At 64.3% G+C, this 16,428-nt stretch carries 17 protein-coding genes; 11 read left to right on the top strand and 6 right to left on the bottom strand.

What is annotated here, in order from left to right; all coding sequences use genetic code 11:
- Window positions 1–86: 86 nt before the first annotated feature.
- On the top strand, window positions 87–302 hold the full coding sequence (locus F8237_RS07910; protein ID WP_151643469.1) for a hypothetical protein: 216 nt from the start codon (window positions 87–89) through the stop codon (window positions 300–302).
- A gap of 186 nt (window positions 303–488) precedes the next feature.
- Entirely contained in the window at window positions 489–2,393 is a 1,905-nt protein-coding gene (locus tag F8237_RS07905; RefSeq protein WP_151643467.1) for a sensor domain-containing diguanylate cyclase, read from the top strand.
- A 6-nt stretch (window positions 2,394–2,399) separates the two neighbouring features.
- On the opposite strand, the gene F8237_RS07900 is transcribed toward F8237_RS07905, so the two are convergent.
- A complete protein-coding gene (locus F8237_RS07900) occupies window positions 2,400–2,600 on the bottom strand; it encodes a SlyX family protein (RefSeq protein ID WP_374761605.1) in 201 nt (66 codons plus the stop codon).
- Between the two features lie 7 nt (window positions 2,601–2,607).
- Complete coding sequence (gene trhO / locus F8237_RS07895) at window positions 2,608–3,360, bottom strand: oxygen-dependent tRNA uridine(34) hydroxylase TrhO (protein WP_151643463.1); 753 nt, start codon at window positions 3,358–3,360, stop codon at window positions 2,608–2,610.
- A 236-nt stretch (window positions 3,361–3,596) separates the two neighbouring features.
- On the opposite strand from trhO, the gene ggt reads away from it, so the two are divergent.
- Window positions 3,597–5,183: a gamma-glutamyltransferase gene (ggt, locus tag F8237_RS07890; RefSeq protein WP_151643462.1), complete on the top strand. Its 1,587-nt coding sequence runs from the start codon at window positions 3,597–3,599 to the stop codon at window positions 5,181–5,183.
- A gap of 68 nt (window positions 5,184–5,251) precedes the next feature.
- Window positions 5,252–5,716, top strand: coding sequence for an FKBP-type peptidyl-prolyl cis-trans isomerase (locus F8237_RS07885; protein WP_151643460.1), 465 nt, complete (start codon window positions 5,252–5,254; stop codon window positions 5,714–5,716).
- 59 nt (window positions 5,717–5,775) lie between these two features.
- Here F8237_RS07885 and F8237_RS07880 read toward each other — a convergent pair whose 3' ends face one another.
- The gene (locus tag F8237_RS07880) at window positions 5,776–5,994 is read right to left on the bottom strand and encodes a CsbD family protein (RefSeq protein WP_151643458.1); all 219 of its coding nucleotides are present in this window, start codon (window positions 5,992–5,994) and stop codon (window positions 5,776–5,778) included.
- Between the two features lie 127 nt (window positions 5,995–6,121).
- On the opposite strand from F8237_RS07880, the gene F8237_RS07875 reads away from it, so the two are divergent.
- Window positions 6,122–6,637, top strand: coding sequence for a cupin domain-containing protein (locus F8237_RS07875; protein ID WP_143843701.1), 516 nt, complete (start codon window positions 6,122–6,124; stop codon window positions 6,635–6,637).
- 78 nt (window positions 6,638–6,715) lie between these two features.
- On the top strand, window positions 6,716–7,204 hold the full coding sequence (locus tag F8237_RS07870) for a VOC family protein (RefSeq protein ID WP_151643456.1): 489 nt from the start codon (window positions 6,716–6,718) through the stop codon (window positions 7,202–7,204).
- A gap of 143 nt (window positions 7,205–7,347) precedes the next feature.
- Here F8237_RS07870 and F8237_RS07865 read toward each other — a convergent pair whose 3' ends face one another.
- Both F8237_RS07865 and F8237_RS07860 read right to left on the bottom strand, forming a co-directional pair.
- Window positions 7,348–8,496 (bottom strand): hypothetical protein, encoded by a 1,149-nt coding sequence (locus F8237_RS07865; protein WP_162005925.1) that lies wholly within the window; start codon window positions 8,494–8,496, stop codon window positions 7,348–7,350.
- Window positions 8,497–8,498: 2 nt separating this feature from the next.
- On the bottom strand, window positions 8,499–9,200 hold the full coding sequence (locus F8237_RS07860) for a FecR family protein (protein ID WP_162005924.1): 702 nt from the start codon (window positions 9,198–9,200) through the stop codon (window positions 8,499–8,501).
- A 51-nt stretch (window positions 9,201–9,251) separates the two neighbouring features.
- On the opposite strand from F8237_RS07860, the gene F8237_RS07855 reads away from it, so the two are divergent.
- Window positions 9,252–10,682: a phospholipid carrier-dependent glycosyltransferase gene (locus tag F8237_RS07855; RefSeq protein ID WP_151643450.1), complete on the top strand. Its 1,431-nt coding sequence runs from the start codon at window positions 9,252–9,254 to the stop codon at window positions 10,680–10,682.
- Between the two features lie 56 nt (window positions 10,683–10,738).
- On the opposite strand, the gene F8237_RS07850 is transcribed toward F8237_RS07855, so the two are convergent.
- Entirely contained in the window at window positions 10,739–11,383 is a 645-nt protein-coding gene (locus F8237_RS07850; RefSeq protein WP_151643448.1) for an OmpA family protein, read from the bottom strand.
- 322 nt (window positions 11,384–11,705) lie between these two features.
- Here F8237_RS07850 and F8237_RS07845 point away from each other — a divergent pair, with 322 nt between their 5' ends.
- The 4 genes from F8237_RS07845 (at window position 11,706) to F8237_RS07830 (ending at window position 16,333) form a co-directional block, all read left to right on the top strand.
- Complete coding sequence (locus F8237_RS07845; protein ID WP_162005923.1) at window positions 11,706–13,085, top strand: caspase family protein; 1,380 nt, start codon at window positions 11,706–11,708, stop codon at window positions 13,083–13,085.
- A gap of 210 nt (window positions 13,086–13,295) precedes the next feature.
- Complete coding sequence (locus F8237_RS07840) at window positions 13,296–13,550, top strand: hypothetical protein (RefSeq protein ID WP_151643443.1); 255 nt, start codon at window positions 13,296–13,298, stop codon at window positions 13,548–13,550.
- A 114-nt stretch (window positions 13,551–13,664) separates the two neighbouring features.
- Window positions 13,665–14,825, top strand: a complete 1,161-nt coding sequence (locus F8237_RS07835) for a winged helix-turn-helix domain-containing protein (protein WP_151643442.1) — start codon at window positions 13,665–13,667, stop codon at window positions 14,823–14,825.
- 185 nt (window positions 14,826–15,010) lie between these two features.
- Window positions 15,011–16,333, top strand: coding sequence for an MFS transporter (locus F8237_RS07830; protein ID WP_151643440.1), 1,323 nt, complete (start codon window positions 15,011–15,013; stop codon window positions 16,331–16,333).
- The last annotated feature ends 95 nt before the right edge of the window (window positions 16,334–16,428 follow it).

Here is a 16,428-nt window from a genome sequence, read left to right as displayed (position 1 = left end):
TTCCTGATACACTGCCGGAGGCTCGAGCGGAACAGTGGAACCAGTGCAAATGCGCCGCGTTGACCCGCCAATGGAGGAGGAATTCCATGGCTGAGACATTCAATCCCGCGCCGCACGACAAGCACGCCGACGATCTGAACAAGGCGCTGGCCGCCGATCGACATGCCCGGCTCGAAACCGGGCTCGAAGATTCTTTCCCGGCGTCAGACCCCGTGAGCGCCACCCAACCGACGCCATCGAAGGCCGACGCGGATGCAGACAATCCGTCGCTCTGGGCCAAGGTTAAGGCGATGTTCAGCTGAGGCGATCTTCAGCCGCAGTGCCTCGCCGGTTTCCGATAGGGTCGCTAACGCATTGTTAGCGATCCATCGACGCTTCAGTCCGTAGGAGTACGGGAAAACCCGGATATCCCTGCGAATGCCGGCAAGCGTTTCAGGGTTCAATAACAGAAGCGGCAGAGTTTCCGAACGATCGGAGAAGTCTGCCGTATGAGCGCTGCTACCCAGAGAGCCGGATGGAGCCGCCTGCCGCTGCGTGCGGCGGCGTTTGTCGTGCTGACCTGTGCGACGATCCTCGGCGTCAGCGGCTGGCGCGAATGGGCTGCCCGCGATGCGGTGCTCAAGGGCGCCGAGACCGAGATGGCGAACGTCGCCCGCTCGCTGACCCAGCATGCCGAGGACAGTCTCGACCTGCTCGATTCCGGCGTCGTCGGCACCGTCAGCCGGCTCGAGATGGACGGCGTCGATCCCGCAACGATCACGAAGCTGCGCAACGTCCTGGAGGTGCGCAAAAAGGCGATGGAGCGCGTCCACAGCCTCGCCGTGATCGACGACCAGGGCAACTGGCTGACTTCGCCGGGGACGATCGCCTCGACGCTCAGCGACGACGCGTTCTTCCGCTATCATCAGCTATCCGCGAAGCGGGAGGCCTATGTCGGCCGTCCCGTAAAGAGCCTGCTCGATGGCGAATGGGTCGTCACCCTGTCGCGCCGCTTCAACAAGCCGGACGGCAGCTTCGGCGGCGTGATGCTCGCGACCATCGGCTCCAGATATCTCTCGCACTTCTACGAGCAGTTCGAGATCGGCCGCAACAGCTCGGTGTCGCTGATGTATGGCGACGGCACCATTATCGCGCGCAACCCGAACAACGAGAAGTTCGTCGGCCGCAGCGTCGCCGACACGTCATTGTTCCGCGACGCAAGCCTGCAAAGGCCGAGCGGCACCTATCATTTCAAGTCGTCGCTGGATGGCGTCGAACGGGTCAGCTTCTTCAAGCGCAGCGGCCGCTACCCGCTCGTCCTGCTCGCCACCGTCGACAAGGACGAGCTGCTGGCACCGTGGCGCGCCGCGGCAATCTCCCGCATGCTCTTCGTGCTCGCACTGGTCATGTTGATTGCCGTCATCGGCGCGGTTCTGGTGCGGCATCTGCAACGGGGCCAGCGCATGGCTGCGGCGCTGGTCGAGAAGGAAGCCCATTTCCGCCTGCTTGCGGAGGGCTCCAGCGACATGGTCACGCGTATCGGGCTGGACGAGCTGCTGCGCTATGTCTCCCCCTCGTCGATCCGTGTCGTCGGCTGGCGCGCCGCCCAGCTGATCGGAACCCCCGCGCTTGCTGGCATCCATGCGGAGGACCTGCCGCAGGTCCGGTCCGTCGTCGACGCCATGAAGCGCGGCGAGAAGGAGGAGGCGCGGGTCACCTATCGCAACACGCATCGCCACAATGGCGAGGTCTGGCTCGAATCGAACATGCGGGTGACGCGCAAGGACAACGGGCTCGTCGACGGCGTGGTTGCGATCACGCGCGATATTACCGAGCAGAAGAAGCTGGAGACCAGGCTGGAGACGCTCGCGATCGAGGACAGTCTTACCGGGCTTGCCAACCGGCGCTGCTTCGACGAACGGCTCAGGGAGGAATGGGCGCGCGCCTATCGCGAACGTTCCAGCCTCGCTCTGCTGATGATCGATGTCGATCACTTCAAGTCCTACAACGACGAGTACGGCCATCCCGCAGGTGATGCCTGTCTGCGCGTGGTGGCGCAGGCTATCGCGGCCGAGATGCATCGCGCCGGCGACCTGGCTGCGCGCTATGGCGGCGAGGAATTCGCCGTGCTGCTGCCGAACACCGACGCCGCGGGCTGCGCCCGCATCGGCGAGCGGGTCCGGAAGGCCATCAGCGAGGCGGGCCTCGTCCACAGCACCAACCGCCTGTCGGGCTGCGTCACCGCGTCGTTCGGCGGCGCGGCCTGCCGGCCGGCGCTGGAGCGCACCGCAGGCGTAGGCACGCTCGTCGAGGCCGCGGATCAGGCGCTCTATGCCGCCAAGGATGCCGGCCGCGACCGCCTGATGATGGCGGGTGAGGTCGCCCGCCTGCTGCCGAAGGCGTCCGGACAGTAGATTCGTTCAATAGTGCGGCGGGCGCTCGTTGGCCGCTCCCGGCGCGTTCGCCTCGGCTTCCTGCAGCCGCTCGCCAAGCTCTGCGACCTTCCGCGTCAGAACGTCGATCTGCTTCCACTGGGCGGTGATGGTCTGGTTCAGCGTCTCGATGGTGTCGTCCTGATAGGCGATGCGCGTCTCCAGCGCGTCGACGCGCTCGCTGAGCATCTTGGTCTCACTCGTCACGGCCGTGCTCCTTGTCCCGTTCGCGCAAACCGTGGCCGAGCGCAACGCGCTCGTCGAACACAAAACATTCGCCGCGCCAACGGCTCTCCGCCTCCGGCACCTCTTCCAGATATTTCAGGATGCCGCCCTTGAGGTGATAGACCTCGGCAAAGCCGCGCGCGAGCAGATGTGCGCTCGCCTTCTCGCAGCGGATGCCTCCTGTGCAGAACATGGCGATCCTACGGTGCCTTGCCGGATCGAGCTGCTCGGCGGCAAAATCCTTGAACTGGCCAAAGCTCTTGATATCAGGATCGACCGCGCCCTCGAACGTCCCCATCGCCACCTCGAAGGCGTTGCGGGTGTCGAGCAGCAGCGTATCGGGCGCCGAGATCAGCGCGTTCCATTCGCTCGCATCGACATAGGTGCCGACCTGCCGCGTCGGATCGGCGGCCGCGTCGCCGAGCGTGACGATTTCCTTCTTCAGCCGCACCTTGAGCCGGCCGAACGGCATGGCTTCCGCAGTCGAGAACTTCAATTCGAGATTGTTCAGTCGGCCGCCGAACATTTCGCCGTGTGCGAGCTCATGGGCGAAGGCGTCGATCGCCTCAACCGCTCCGGCAATCGTGCCGTTGATGCCTTCTTGAGCCAGCAGCACACTGCCCTTCAGCGCCAGCCCAGCGCAGAACGCGCGCAGCGGCTCGCGCAGTTCGCGGTAATCGGGCAGGGCGGCGAATTGGTAGAAGGCGGCGACCTTGTAGATCATGCCGGCTCGTTTAGCAGGCGTCCGCCGCCCAGAAAACCCGCATCGCGCGGGGGGCGCGACAGGTCCATACGCCCAGCGGATGGCAGCCATTTTCTCTGGTATGCCAGCATTGCCCGGACGGGCCGGAATGTGTCATGTAGGCGCGGTTTTTCCGAGGTGGCGCGACCCGCGCGCCTCAAGACTTAGCCCCGGGCCCAACAGAGCCTTACAAGAGCGCCTTGAGAGAGCAGAATTCGATGAGAAACTTCCACTTCCCCGGCAGGTCCACGGTCCACGCCACCAACGCAATGGTGGCGACCTCGCATCCGCAGGCGTCGCTCGCCGCGATCGAGGTGCTGCGCGAGGGCGGCACGGCGGTGGACGCAGCGGTGGCGGGTTCTGCCGTGCTCGGCGTGATCGAGCCGCAATCGACCGGCATCGGCGGCGACTGCTTTGCGCTGATCCAGCCGCGCGGCGAGGGCAAGATCATCGCCTATAACGGCTCCGGCCGGGCACCCAAGGCGGCCAATGCGGACTGGTATCTCGAGCGCAAGATTACCTCGGTGCCGCTGACCTCGGCGCACGCGGTCTCGATCCCCGGCGTGATCGACGCTTTCGCCACCGTGCTGCGCGACCACGGCAAGTTCGGCTTCGACCGCCTGCTGCAGCCGGCGATCAAGGCGGCGGAAGAGGGCTATGTCGTTGCCCCCCGCATCGCCTTCGACTGGAAGAACCAGTTCGAGAAGCTGAAGAACGGCACCAACACCGCGCGTTACCTGTTGCCGGGCGGCAAGCCGCCGGTGGCCGGCGACGTCATCCGCCAAGCCGAGCTCGGCAAGACGCTGCGCGCGATCGCCAAGGACGGCCGCGACGCCTTCTACAAGGGCGCGATCGCGGAAGACATGGTCGAGACCCTGCGCGGCATCGGCGGCCTGCACACGCTCGACGACTTCGCCGCGCACACCACCGAGACGACGACGCCGATCGGCACCATGTACAAGGGCCATGACGTCTGGCAGTGCCCGCCGAACGGCCCGGGTGTCACCGCGCTCTTGATGCTCAACATCCTGTCGCGATTCGACCTGACCAAGTATGCGCCCGTCAGCGTCGAGCGCTTCCATCTCGAGGCGGAAGCCGCGCGCATCGCCTACATGAACCGCGAGATGCACGTCGCCTCGCCCGAGCACATGAAGATCAACGTCGCCGAGATGCTCGAAAAGAGCTTTGCCGACGAGTACATCAGCAAGATCCGCATGGACGGCATGCTCGACCTGCCGAACGTCGCGCCGCCGATGAACCCCTCGACCATCTACATCACGGTGGTGGACAAGGACCGCAACGTCTGCTCGTTCATCAACTCTGTCGCGCATTCCTTCGGTTCGGCGATCGTCTCGAACAAGACCGGTGTGCTGTTGCAGAACCGCGCCGGCGGCTTCCGCATCCAGCCGGGCCATCCCAACTGCATCGAGGGCGGCAAGCGCCCGCTGCACACGATCATGCCGGGTCTGCTCACCAAGGGCGGCCGCTCCGTGATGCCGTTCGCCGTAATGGGCGGCCAGTATCAACCGACCGGCCAGACCCATGTCCTGACCAACATCCTCGACTACGGCTGCGACGTGCAGGAAGCGATCGACATGCCGCGCGGCCTGCACTACGAGGGCCAGTACCAGCTCGAGGACAGCGTCCCGGCTGACATCGTCGAGGGGCTGAAGAAGCTCGGCCACAAGACCACCAGCGTGGTCGGGCCGCTCGGCGGCGCCCAGGCGATCTGGATCGACTGGGACAAGGGCACGCTCACCGGCGGTTCCGATCCGCGCAAGGACGGCTGCGCGCTCGGCTATTGATGGGTGCGGGGCTGGAAACGGTTTCCTTGTTGGGTTAGACACCTCCCGCCTCAAACGGAAGGTGCCTAATGCAGCGTTTCCAGCGCGCACTCCTCGCCATCATGTCGGCTCTCGCGATCACCGTGATCGGCGGCGTGTCCGACTTCGTTTCCACCACGGCCTCGGCCCAGACCGCAGGAAAGACCATGACCACAGCTTCAGGCTTGCAGACCATCGACAGCGTTGTCGGCACCGGCGCCTCGCCGAAGCCCGGCCAGATCTGTGTGATGCACTACACCGGCTGGCTCTATGAGAACGGCCAGAAGGGCAAAAAATTCGACTCGTCCGTCGACCGCAACGAGCCGTTCGAGTTTCCGATCGGCAAGGGCCGCGTCATTGGCGGCTGGGACGAGGGCGTCGCCACGATGAAGGTCGGCGGCAAGCGCACGCTGATCATCCCGCCGCAGCTCGGCTACGGCGCCCGCGGCGCCGGCGGCGTCATCCCGCCGAATGCGACCTTGATGTTCGACGTCGAATTGCTCGCTGTGAAATAACCCTGCAAACAAAAAGACCGGCCCTTGGGCCGGTCTTTTCGCTTTCAGCTTGACGCGCGTTACTCCGCGGCGCGCTTTGCCGCCGCAGCGGCGCGATCGATCGCGTCCTTCGCGGCGTCCCTGGCGTCGCCCATGGCCTGCTGGCCCTTGCCCTTCACTTCCTGGACCACGCCTTCGCCCTTCAGGCGGTCGGAACCGGTGGCTTCGCCGATACCCTGCTTGGCCTTGCCGATTGCCTCGTTGGCGGTGCCCTTGATCTTGTCGCTGGTGCTACCCATGAAACTCTCCTTCCAGTTTGCTCGCGGGGATAACAGCTGACGGCTGTCTGGGTTCCCTTTTTGGTATGGCTTGATGTCGCGGCTTTGGTTAGTTTCGCGCGCACGGAACCAACAGAAAGCAAGACCCATGACCGGCCATGATCACACGCATTCCCACCATGACCACGATCATCACGACGATCGCTGGAAACATGACGGCGTGCGCGTCATTCCCGGCAACCAGCTCGATACCAACGTGCCGTCGACGAAGGGCATGGACCGCGCGGCCGCGATCAATTTCGCGCGTGTCGGCGCGCAGAAATTGTGGGCGGGCACCGTCAGCATCAAGCCCGACGCCAAGACCGGCGCGCATCACCACGGCCATCTCGAAAGCGTCATCTACGTGGTGAAGGGCAAGGCGCGCATGCGCTGGGGCGAGAGCCTGCAGTTTACCGCCGAGGCCGGCCCCGGCGATTTCATCTTCGTGCCGCCCTACGTCCCGCATCAGGAGATCAACGCCAGCCCGGACGAGGTGCTGGAATGCGTGCTGGTGCGCAGCGACGGCGAGGCGGTCGCGATCAACCTCGACATCGAGCCAGTCGAAAAGCCCGAGACAGTGCTGTGGATCGACCCGGTGCATCGGGATCCCAACGAGAAGAAGTAGAAAATAATCGGTCGGGCCTGTCGGATTGCGTCAGGCCCGCTCGTCCTCGGGGTGGACCCACCGGAGAGGAGCTTTTCCATGTCCAAGGTCGTGCCCTGCATGTGGTTCGACGGCGATGCCGAGGAAGCCGCGAAATTCTACGTCTCGCTGGTCCCGAATTCGGAGATCACGCACGTCCAGCGCAACGTCGCGGACAACCCGTCCGGCAAAGCGGGTTCCGTGCTCGTCGTAGAGTTCACGGTCGCTGGACAGCCGCTGGTCGCGCTCAATGGCGGCATGAAGGTGGAATACACCCACGCAATCTCGCTGATGATCCATTGCGACGATCAGGCCCAGGTCGACAGCGTGTGGGATGCCTTCCTCGCTCATGGCGGCAAGGAGCAGCAGTGCGGCTGGATCAGCGATCGCTGGGGCGTGTCCTGGCAGGTGGTGCCGAAGGTGATGTTCGATTTCCTGTCGAGCCCCGACAAGGCGGCGGCCGCGCGCGCAATGCAGGCCATGATGAAGATGGTGAAGCTGGATGTGGACGTGCTGGGCCGCGCGTTCGAGGGCAAGTCGGCAGCGTGATGCGGGCTTAGCCTCGCCGCATACTCAGTATCGTAGGGTGGGCAAAGGCGCGTTTTCGCCGTGTCCGCCATCCATCCTCAATCGAGAAGAGGGTGGGCACGCTCCGCTTTGCCCACCCTACGAGACTGTGTCCGGGGCTGCCCTCAATAATTGATCCTCAGCCCCACGCCGCCGTGGATGGTGTTCCCCACCGGCTGCGGGCCGAGCGTGCCGTTGGCGAAGAGATCCACGATCCAGCCCTTCTGCACGCGGAAGCCGAGGCGGCCGCCATATTCGAACCAGCCCTGGTTGCCCATGGTCGGCACCACCGTGCCGTCGCCGGTCACGGTGGCGACGATGCCGCTATGGCTGGCGAAGGACTGCACCCAGCCGCCGTTGATGTTGGTCTCGATGTTGCTGCCGAAGAGATGCGTCCACTGGCCGCCGATCTTGACCAGGCTGGTGCGATCGGTGCCGGTCGCAATGGTGGCGTCGAACGGATTGAACGCCACGGCGCTGTCGCTGTAGCCGGACACGCGTTGCCAGAGCTGCCAGACCTCGATGGAAGCAGCGACCTCGTCGCGTGGCGACACCCGGCTCATCCAACCCGCGCGGCCGTAGACCGCGTAGTTCGAGGCGTTGGTCGAACCCGTGACGCTCACGGGGCCGAGGCTGGTGTTGTAGCTGCGGGTGTAGCGCGCCTTCTCCCACGGCGTCAGGATCGTGCCGACGTCGAAGAACGGGCGTGACGAGCCCCAGTCCGTGAAGTCGTAGCGCAGCGCGAAGGCGCCGATCGGGGCGCTGGTGATCTTGTAGCCGCCCTCATTGTATTGCGTGTAGGCGATGCCGGCGAGCAGCGACAGATTGTTGGTCAGCTCCTTGCGGCCGTGGATGCCGGCCGAGAACGAACCGGCGGAGCCGAACGCGCTGATGCAGTCGCTGCAATTGACCTGCTCGTTGACCCCGAGCAGAACCGCGCCGAGCACCCGGTTGGTGATCATCTGGTTGAAGCGCTGGTCGGCGAGGCCGCCGATCGAATTGCCGCTGGAATCGGCGCCGGTCGGGCCCGACGGTGGCGGATAGGGGCTCGGCGAGGGTGACGGGTAGGGGCTCGGCGAAGGAGAGGGCGTCGGTGTCGGCGATGGGTACGGCGATGGCGAATAGGTCGGGTAGGGATTCGGCTCACCGCACCCGGACTCGCATTCAGCCGCCTGCGCGGCCGACTGCCGTGCATCGAACGCGAGACATGCAAACGCAGCCGTTGCGCCGAGTGCAGCGGCGAGGATGAGGCGCCTGAAGTTGAATGTTGCCATCGTCACCGCCCGCACAGCATGCCGTCGTCATTGACGGCGGGCGTGATGGTCGGCGAGGCGCCGGCATATTGGTTGACCGAGCACAGCCCGGCACTCGCGGCGCAGTTGGCGGCGAAGGTCCAGGGCGGCGTGTTGGTCTTGGTGATGCTGACCTTGCCGCCGGTCGAGGTGATGATCGCGGTGTCGCCCGGCTGGGTGAGCTGCACGCACTGGCCGCCGGTCGTGCAGACGCTGGCCGCACCGTCCTGAAGCACGACGACGGAGCGCCCGCGCTGGGACAGGATGTCGAGCGTGGTGCCGCGCACGCCGATGGTCGCGAGCGGCGTCGTGATCTTGTAGGCGGTCTTCTCCGAATGTCCGGTGACGAAACGGAAAGCGCCCGTGGTCATGCGGATCGCGACGTCGCGATAGCTGTGCTCGTCGTTGAAGACGGTGCGGTCGAGCTTGAGCGTCGCGCTCGGCCCGAGCGACAGGTTGGTGCTGTCGGCCATGACGAAGCGCGCCGCGCTGTCGGCGCCGGTGCGCACTGTCTCGTCGCGCAGCATGCTGTCGCCGACATTGATCGGTGTCGTGCTCGCGGCGACGCGCACGACTTCGTTCTGGATTACGACGGCTTCGCCGACGCGCGTCTGCGCCTGCGCACAAGGCGCCGCGCACACGACGGCCGACAACAGAGTGGGGAAAAGCCAGAAACGCAAATTCATTTCGCAACCGATCGATGTGTCCCTGATCGTACCGGATCGCGCGCGCTTCTGATGTGGCGAAATTATCACAAGCGGTGCGGGACCTGCGTTATGCTTAGTGACACTTGCGGCAGAATGCGTTCAATGAAAAGCGCCATTCATATTTTTCTCCGCGGTGAAGCAGATTTGCCACGCAAAACGTCCCAACAAATGTCGCACAATGTGCCTGCAGTTCCGAAGATGTCGCGGAGCGCAGTGTTGGCTGTCGCGATTTTCCTGATTGCCCATCTTGCGCTGCTGATCGGCCTGACGACACCGGAGAAGTTCGTTTTCGACGAGGTGCATTACGTGCCCGCGGCACGGCAGATGCTCGCGCCAGCGATGTCGCAGCCGATGCTCAATCCGATGCATCCGCCGCTTGCCAAGGAGCTGATGGCGGCGTCGATCGCGGCCTTCGGCGACAACGCGCTCGGCTGGCGCTATCCGGCGACGTTGTTCGGCGCGCTCGCGATCGTCGCGATCTATCTGTGCGGGCTTGCGCTGTTCTCGGCACAAGGACCCGCGATCGCCGCAACACTGATCGCGGCCTTCAACCAGATGCTCTACGTGCAGGCGCGTATCGCGATGCTCGACATCTTTGCGCTTGGCTTCAGCCTGCTCGCGGTCGCAGCCTTCATGCATGGCTTTCGAAGGCCGCGCCCGCATGCGTTGTTCGCGCTGGCGGGTACGTTGTTCGGTCTTGCTGCGGCCTGCAAATGGAGCGGGCTGTTTCCGCTCGGAATCTGCATCGTCATCGTTGCGGTGATCCGCTTGATGCAGGGCTGGCGCACGCTGTTCGCCGACGCGAGGCCGGGCGATTGGTATCGCCCCGATCTCTGGCCCGACTTTCGGGTGCAGCATGCCGCGCTCTGCTTCGCCGTCCTGCCAGCGATGACATATCTTGCCGCGTTCGTTCCGCTCCATGGAGTGTCGCTGCCGGATCTGATCGAGGCGCAGCGCCGGATCTTTGCCGACAACACCACCACCGCGATCGCCGGCCATACCTATATGAGCTCGTGGCCATCCTGGCCGCTGCTCGCCCGGCCGGTGTGGTTCCTGTTCGACAAGACGACAGAGGATAATGTCTCGGCGATCGTCTTTCTCGGCAACCCGCTGGTGCTGTGGCCGGCGCTGGCCGCACTCGCGGTCGTGCTGCGCGATTTCATCGTCACGCGCCGCTGGGATGCATTCCTGATTGTGATGTTCTTTTTCGGCTGCTGGCTGGCCTGGGCTTTGCTGCCGCGTACGCTGGGCTTCATCTACTATTATCTGCCGGCCGCAACGATCGCGTCGCTCGCGCTGGTCTATGTGCTGCGAAGAGACGGGCTGCCACGCTGGCTGCTGTGGGCCTATGTCGGCGTCGCCGCCATCGGCTTCGCGGTGATGCTGCCGATCTCGGCGGCCTTCGTCGGGACGTCGATGCAGACCTTCAATCGGCTGATGCTGTTCCAGAGCTGGATATGAAATCGCCGCCTGCCGGGTTACGGCAGGCGGCGCGCTTCATTGGCGATCAATTGGGGTTACTTGGACGCCGTCGTCTTGGCTTCCATGTTCACCACCTGGACGCGGCGGTTGATCGGGTCGGCGCCGTTGGCGGTATCCTTCAGCTTGGTCTTGCCGTAGCCGACCGTGACGAGATCGGTGCCGGTGAGGCCGTAGTTCTGCACCAAATATTTCTTGATGGTGTCGGCTCGGCGTTCGGACAGGCCTTGATTGTACTCTTCGGTGCCGACCGCATCGGTGTGGCCGGCGACCACGAAGGTCGATCCCTTCAGCGACGGGTCGGAGAGGGCCTTGCCGAGCGCCTGTACCGAGGGCACCGAGGTCTTGGCGATGTCGGCCGAGTTGTAGTCGAACTGGATTTCCAGATCGATCTTCGGCTTGGTCGCAGCCAGCTCGGCGATCTGCTCACGTTCGCCCGTCGAGAGCGACCGGGTGGAGCGGTTGCGCACCGTGTTCAGGAAGGTCGATTCCTTGGCCTGCACTGCCGGATCGGCCTGTGGCCCGACGGACAGGCCGCGCGTTGCCGGCTTCGGCTTCAACGCATCCAGGATCTTGTCGGACGAAATGTTGTTGTCGCCGGCCAAAGCCAGCCCTGCCGTCATCGACAGCGCGGCGGCAACGGTTATCGCCTTCAGTCCAAAAAACTTATCAAAACGGGTCATTGTCGTATCCTCGCTGTTACGCCTGATGGCGATTTGATGCTGCGAGCATAGGGAAGGTTCAAAGGCCTTGATGTGATCCTGGTCACGGTGGCGACCAAGACTTCCGGATTCATCCTAGCGCATTTCGCAGTGTTTTGGGCCCCGCAACCTGAGCGCTTCGCTTTCGCGGAGGGGCCGGTCCGGGCAGGCGAAGAGCTGTCGTCGCGTCTTTATTGCGGCCGGTTCGATTTGTGACAGCTGAACGTGATCTAGATCACGTTCGGCTTGCGTGAAAGACGTCACACTGGCTGTGTCGGTGGTTCTTGATCTGGGGAGAAAGACCATGCGTTTCCTGCTCGCGGCAATGTCTCTCGCAGCCTTTGTCTTCACTGGTAACGCGGCGCTCGCGGACAAGCGTGTCGCCTTCGTGGTCGGCAACGCCGCCTACAAGAATGTCCCGCAGCTCCCGAATCCGGCGATCGACGCCAAGTCGATGGCGCGGGTGCTGCGCAATGTCGGCTTCGACGTGGTCGAGGGCAGCAACCTCACCCGCGACGCCATGACGGCGAAGCTGCTCGAATTCGGCAAGAAGAGCGAAGGCGCGGATGTGGCGCTGTTCTTCTATGCCGGCCACGGCATCGCGGTAAACGGCTCCAACTACCTGCTGCCGGTCGATGCCGACCTCAAATCCGAGATGGACGTCAAGCTCGGCGCCGCCATCAATGTCGACCTGACGCTCGAGCAGACCATGGCCGATGCCAAGGTGAAGCTGGTGTTCCTCGACGCCTGCCGCGACAATCCCTTCGCCGCAAAGATTCGCTCGGCCAAGGCGACGCGCTCCGTCAACGTGGCCAGCGGTCTTGCCGAGATGAAGTCCGGAGAGGGCACGCTGATCGCGTTCGCCACCGGCCCCGGCCAGACCGCGCTCGACGGCGAGGCCGGCACAAACAGCCCCTTTACCCGCGCGCTCCTTGCCAACATCGCGGCTCCCGGCCTCGAGATCCAGCAGGCCATGACCAAGGTTCGTGCCCAGGTCAACGACGAGACCAACAAGGCGCAGCTGCCCTGGGGCCACACCAATCTCACCGGCGCGGTTTTTCTCAACCCGGCCGCCGCGCCCGCGTCGGACGCTGCTGCGCCCGCGACCGTCGCCCAGGCTGGCGAAGTCGAGCTCGAGTTCTGGCGCTCGATCAAGGACACCAACAAGGTCGAGGAGCTCAACGCCTATCTCACCAACTATCCGAACGGCACCTTCAAGCCGCTGGCGCTCGCCCGCATCGCCGCGCTTCAGGACGGCCCGTCCACGACGACGCGCAATCTCACCGCAGGAATCGATCCCGCGACCTTCACGGACATGGCCGATCAGGTCGCCGAAGACCAGATCGGCCTCGACAAGAACCAGCGCCGCGACGTGCAGCGCCGCCTCACCGGTCTCGGCTTCGACATCAAGGTGACCGGCAAGTTCGACGAGGAGACCCGGTCCGTGATCAGGCGCTGGCAGGCCGCGCGCGGCTATCCCACGACCGGCTATCTCAACAAGCTCCAGCACAAGGCGATGCAGTCGGAGATCGTCTCCAGCCGCGTGGCCTCTGAGGATTCCACTGACGAGCCCGCGCGCCGCCGCTCCTCCGGCGGTGGCAGCCGCCGCGCGCATGGCGGAGGCGGCATGGCTGGCCCCGGCAATCTCTTCGGTCACATGATGGGCGGCCTGTTCCGGCGGTGACGTGAGAAGCCGCAAGGTGCGAAGCGGCCCGAGCTCGGGCCGCTTCTGCTTCGGAACCTCGCGCGCAGACCGCCAAAAGGCGGTCGCCGATCCCTTCGCCTTCGCACCGCACCAAGGAAAATATTTCCTCCACGAAACAAATTGCTGGAAAATACGTAGTTGCGATAGCCGACGCCACGTCGGTTTCGTCTTACTCAAGGAGACTTTTCGATGAAGATCTTGCTCACGTCCGCAGCCTTTGTCGCGTTCGCTCTTTCATTTTCACCCGCATCCGCCGCGATGATGGCGTGCACCAGCGATAACATGATGAAGTCGGCCGCCATGATGGGCGGCACAGCCGACACGCCGGCCAAGATGGCGGCGAACAAGGAAATGGCCATGGCCAACACCGACATGAGCAATGGCAAGATGAAGAGCGCCTGCGTGCACTACATGAAGGCGCAGAAGTCGATGATGATGAAGTAAGCGCGAAGCACACCATCAGGCCGCGCTGTCAGCAGCTGGCAGCGCGGTTTTCCTTGGCCGCTTCTTCGGCGTCTGCTTTTCCCCGGCGCGAATCCGGCTACATTATCTCCCGCAATGTCACGCGCGCCGAAACCGATCCCGCTCACCACGACACAGGCCCGGCAGATCTGGCTGCATGCCCAGCGGCTGGATGCGCGCGCTCCGTTTGGGGAAGGCGCGGCTGCCGTGACGGATGCAGTCGCCCATCTCGGCTATGTGCAGATCGACACCATCAACGTGATCGAGCGCTGTCATCACCACATCCTGTTCAGCCGTATTCCGTCCTACCGCCGCGACGACCTGCGCCGGGCCCAGAGCGTCGACCGGAGCGTATTCGAATATTGGACGCATGCACTGTCCTACGTTCCCTCGAACGATTTTCGCTTCTTCCTGCCGGCGATGCGCGAGCACCGGCGCGAGGGCCACAGATGGTACGCCTCGGTGACGCCGGCCGACACGCGCAAGGTGATGCGGCTCCTGCGCGCCGGCCCGCTGACGATCCGCGACATCGAGGACGACGTGCTCACCGAGAAGGAGCATCTCTGGCAGAGCCGAAAGCCCTCGAAGCGCGCGTTGCAGCTCGCCTTCTATACCGGCGTCGCGACCGTCAGCGAGCGCCAGGGCATGCTCAAGACCTATGAGCTGATGACGCGCCATTTCGGCTGGGACAGGCTGCCGAAGCCGGCGTCGGCAAAGGAGATCACGGCCTATCTGCTCGATCGCGCGCTGCGGTCACAGGGCGTGGTCAGCCTGGATTCGATCTGCCACCTCGATGCGCCCAGCAAGCCGGCGGTGGCGGGCCTGATCGCCTCACGCGTCCGCCGCGGCGAGCTCGTGCATGTCGCGATCGACGGCGCCGGCAGGCAGGAGCATTGGGCAGCGCCCGCGGCGCTGGAGCCCGGCGAAGTGTCGCCGGACCTCGTCCACATCCTCTCTCCGTTCGATCCCCTGGTCATCCAGCGCAAGCGCACCAATCTCATCTTCGGCTACAACCATCTGTTCGAAGCCTATGTGCCGAAGGCCAGGCGCAAGCTCGGCTATTTCGCACTGCCCGTGCTGGTCGGCGACGAGATCGTTGCCGCGCTCGACCTCAAGACCGACCGGCAGGCAAAGAAGCTGCTGATGCAGAAATGGACCTGGGTCGGGCAGGGGAAGAAGACCGCGGGGCGCAGGGAGCTAAAGCGCGTGATCGAGGAAGAACTCGATCGCTTTGCGCGGTTTCAATTGGCGGAGTGAAGGCTGCTCGCCACGGCGTCGGACTGGTGGGGGCAAAGCGGAGCGTGCCCACCATCGTAGCAAGTGAAGAGAAATGGTGGGCATGGCGCTAGCGCGCCTTTGCCCCCCTTGCTCCATTGACTCTTTGCCCGCGATGCTGAAAACCCCGGATCAGCCCATAAAAGCAACAACCCCGGGGGAAAGCCATGAGCCAGACCACGACCTATTCCGGCGCTGCCAAGAGCGCCATCGAGACCTCGACCATCCGCGCCATCTCCTGGCGCCTGATTCCGTTCCTGGTGCTGGCCTACTTCTTTTCCTATCTCGACCGCGTCAATCTCGGCTTCGCCGCGCTGACCATGAACGCCGAGCTGAAGTTCACGCCGCTGATCTTCTCCTGGGGCGCCGGCATCTTCTTCATCGGCTATTTCATCTTCGAGGTGCCGAGCAATCTGGCGCTGGAGAAGTTCGGCGCCAGCCGCTGGATCGCCCGCATCATGGTGACCTGGGGCATCATCTCGGCGCTGATGGCGCTCACGAGCGGCGTCACCAGCTTTTACGTGCTGCGCTTCCTGCTCGGCGTGGCAGAGGCCGGTTTCTTTCCCGGCATCATCCTCTATCTCACCTATTGGTATCCGGCCGAATATCGGGCCCGCTTCCTCGCGGCCTTCGCCATCGCCGTGCCGGTCTCGACCGTGATCGGTGCGCCGGTCTCGGGTCTCCTGCTCGGGCTCGATGGCGCGATGGGTCTCAAAGGCTGGCAATGGCTCTTCATCATCGAGGGCATCCCCTCCGTGCTGCTCGGCATCGTCACCTGGTTCTACCTGACTGACAAGCCGGAGAAGGCGGACTGGCTCTCGGCCGAGCAGAAGGCCTGGCTGAAGGCGAAGCTGGATTCCGAAATCGCGGCCAAGCAGGCGGTAAAGCACCTGTCGCTCGGCGAGGCGCTGTCGTCGCCCAAGGTGATCGCGCTCAGCCTGATCTATTTCGGCTTCGTCGGCGCGCTCTACGGCATGCAGTTCTGGCTGCCGCAGATCGTCAAAGCGTTCGGTCTCACCAACGCGCAGACCGGTTTCGTCACCGCGATCCCGTATCTGTTCGGCACCATCGCGATGATCCTGTGGGCACGGCATTCCGATGCCACGCGCGAGCGCGTGATGCATGTCGGCGCGCCGCTGCTGCTGACCGCCGTTGCGCTTGGCGTGTCCTCCTATCTCACCGATCCCACCATGACGATGGTGGTGCTGACGGTGGCCGCGATCGGCGTGTTCTGCTGCTTCGGCGTGTTCTGGACCCTGCCGACCGCCTGGCTCTCCGGAACGGCCGCCGCCGGCGGCATCGCGCTGATCAACTCGATCGGCAATCTCGCCGGCTTCGGCGGGCCCTATCTGATCGGTTGGGTCAAGGAAGCCACCGGGCAGACCTCGACCGGCCTGCTCGTGCTTGCCGTGCTGCCGCTGTTGGCCGGCATTCTTGTCTTCATCGGCGGCCACGACAGCAAGCACGAGTTTGCCGGACAGGGAGGCTGAGGACGCCCGCCGCCACCCCGAGCGGCCTGAACGGTGGAGATGAGCGCCTCGCAATGTGATGGCGCTCACACTTTTTCACAGGATGTGTCGCGTTC

Source organism: Bradyrhizobium betae, from assembly GCF_008932115.1.
Classification (GTDB): Bacteria; Pseudomonadota; Alphaproteobacteria; order Rhizobiales; family Xanthobacteraceae; genus Bradyrhizobium; species Bradyrhizobium betae.
This window is presented reverse-complemented; position numbering and strand designations above follow the sequence as displayed.

What these genes read in the sequence shown, in the direction of transcription:
- F8237_RS07905 (WP_151643467.1), top strand. Translation starts at nt 489, where the DNA reads ATGAGCGCTGCTACCCAGAGAGCCGGATGGAGCCGCCTGCCGCTGCGT.
- F8237_RS07875 (WP_143843701.1), top strand. Translation starts at nt 6,122, where the DNA reads ATGACCGGCCATGATCACACGCATTCCCACCATGACCACGATCATCAC.
- ggt (WP_151643462.1), top strand. Translation starts at nt 3,597, where the DNA reads ATGAGAAACTTCCACTTCCCCGGCAGGTCCACGGTCCACGCCACCAAC.
- F8237_RS07885 (WP_151643460.1), top strand. Translation starts at nt 5,252, where the DNA reads ATGCAGCGTTTCCAGCGCGCACTCCTCGCCATCATGTCGGCTCTCGCG.
- F8237_RS07840 (WP_151643443.1), top strand. Translation starts at nt 13,296, where the DNA reads ATGAAGATCTTGCTCACGTCCGCAGCCTTTGTCGCGTTCGCTCTTTCA.
- F8237_RS07855 (WP_151643450.1), top strand. Translation starts at nt 9,252, where the DNA reads ATGTGGCGAAATTATCACAAGCGGTGCGGGACCTGCGTTATGCTTAGT.
- F8237_RS07835 (WP_151643442.1), top strand. Translation starts at nt 13,665, where the DNA reads ATGTCACGCGCGCCGAAACCGATCCCGCTCACCACGACACAGGCCCGG.
- F8237_RS07865 (WP_162005925.1), bottom strand. Translation starts at nt 8,496, where the DNA reads ATGGCAACATTCAACTTCAGGCGCCTCATCCTCGCCGCTGCACTCGGC.
- F8237_RS07860 (WP_162005924.1), bottom strand. Translation starts at nt 9,200, where the DNA reads ATGAATTTGCGTTTCTGGCTTTTCCCCACTCTGTTGTCGGCCGTCGTG.
- F8237_RS07850 (WP_151643448.1), bottom strand. Translation starts at nt 11,383, where the DNA reads ATGACCCGTTTTGATAAGTTTTTTGGACTGAAGGCGATAACCGTTGCC.
- F8237_RS07830 (WP_151643440.1), top strand. Translation starts at nt 15,011, where the DNA reads ATGAGCCAGACCACGACCTATTCCGGCGCTGCCAAGAGCGCCATCGAG.
- F8237_RS07900 (WP_374761605.1), bottom strand. Translation starts at nt 2,600, where the DNA reads ATGCTCAGCGAGCGCGTCGACGCGCTGGAGACGCGCATCGCCTATCAG.
- F8237_RS07845 (WP_162005923.1), top strand. Translation starts at nt 11,706, where the DNA reads ATGCGTTTCCTGCTCGCGGCAATGTCTCTCGCAGCCTTTGTCTTCACT.
- trhO (WP_151643463.1), bottom strand. Translation starts at nt 3,360, where the DNA reads ATGATCTACAAGGTCGCCGCCTTCTACCAATTCGCCGCCCTGCCCGAT.
- F8237_RS07880 (WP_151643458.1), bottom strand. Translation starts at nt 5,994, where the DNA reads ATGGGTAGCACCAGCGACAAGATCAAGGGCACCGCCAACGAGGCAATC.
- F8237_RS07910 (WP_151643469.1), top strand. Translation starts at nt 87, where the DNA reads ATGGCTGAGACATTCAATCCCGCGCCGCACGACAAGCACGCCGACGAT.
- F8237_RS07870 (WP_151643456.1), top strand. Translation starts at nt 6,716, where the DNA reads ATGTCCAAGGTCGTGCCCTGCATGTGGTTCGACGGCGATGCCGAGGAA.